The 1,208-nt window shown below is 30.6% G+C and carries 2 pseudogenes; both read right to left on the minus strand.

The features are described from left to right. Positions 1-427: pseudogene (locus tag CAMP5082_RS08185) on the minus strand (sodium-dependent transporter); the annotation flags it as partial. Between the two features lie 9 nt (positions 428-436). After that, positions 437-1,208: pseudogene (locus tag CAMP5082_RS08190) on the minus strand (sodium-dependent transporter); the annotation flags it as partial.

The raw sequence follows: 1,208 nt of genomic DNA on the forward strand, positions 1-1,208 counted from the left end.
TAAATTGAGATAAAACATCATTAGAAAGTAAATTTCCAAAAATAGCGCCTGCTTCATTTGTATCTTTAGGTAGTTCAAAAAACCCAAAATAAGCATATTTTGCTATCCAACCTATCACAACACTATAAAAAGACACTAAAATAATAGCACCAAGCATAAAAAATCCCGCTAGTGACCATGCCTTTTTATTTTTTGGTGCTAAAGTATGATAAGCATTTACAGGATCTTTTTCGCTAAGTTTTCCTATGCTAAGTTCTGCTAAAAATATCACAAAAGCCACACCCAAGGTTAAAAGTAAATACACCACTACAAAAGCTGAACCGCCATTGTTACCTACCAGAGTTGGAAATTTCCAAGCATTTCCAAGCCCAACGGCTGAACCTGCCACTGCTAATACAAAACCTATTTTAGAAAATTTTTCATTCATCTTTTAACCTTAAAAAAATAATTGTTTTATCATGATTAAAATCACCGCCAAAGGTGAAATATATCTTACAAAAAAATACCAGCACTCAAAGTATTTACCCCTCATATAAGGATAAAATAAAGTTTGCAAAGCTTCTTTTTTAAGTACAAAGCCTACAAAGATTGCACCAAATAACCCGCCCAAAGGCATCATTAAATTTGAAGCTATAAAATCTAATATATCAAAAAAACTTTTTCCAAAAAATTCCAAAGAATCTTTACTCCACTCAATTCCTGATAAAATACACAAACTTCCCAAAAAATACACAATGAAAGCTATAAAAATTAAAGCTTTTTTTCTTGTAAAATTATAAGAATTGATTAAGTAAAAAGTTAAAGGCTCTATCATAGAGACTGCTGAAGTAATCCCTGCAAAAAATAAAGCTATAAAAAAGGCCACAGCTAAAATATTTCCTAAAGGTAAAAAACCGATTGAATCAATATTTGAAAACAAACTCATTAAAGATACAAAAATCAAACCTGGACCTTGCTGAGCTGGATTGCCATTAAATTCAAATATGAAAGTAAATACAATAAGTCCCATCATAATACCAATGATAATATTAATAATAATAATATTAATAGTACTTGTAATAAAATTTGTTTTATCAGGCAAACTTGCAGAATAAGTTATAATCGAACCCACTCCAATAGATAAAGAAAAGCAAGCAAGTCCTAAAGCACTCAAAAACGCCCCTACACCAAGCTTAGAAAAATCAGGAGAAAACAAAAATTCACTCGCC

The sequence above is a fragment of the Campylobacter sp. LMG 17559 genome, from assembly GCF_024723605.1.
GTDB lineage: Bacteria > Campylobacterota > Campylobacteria > Campylobacterales > Campylobacteraceae > Campylobacter_D.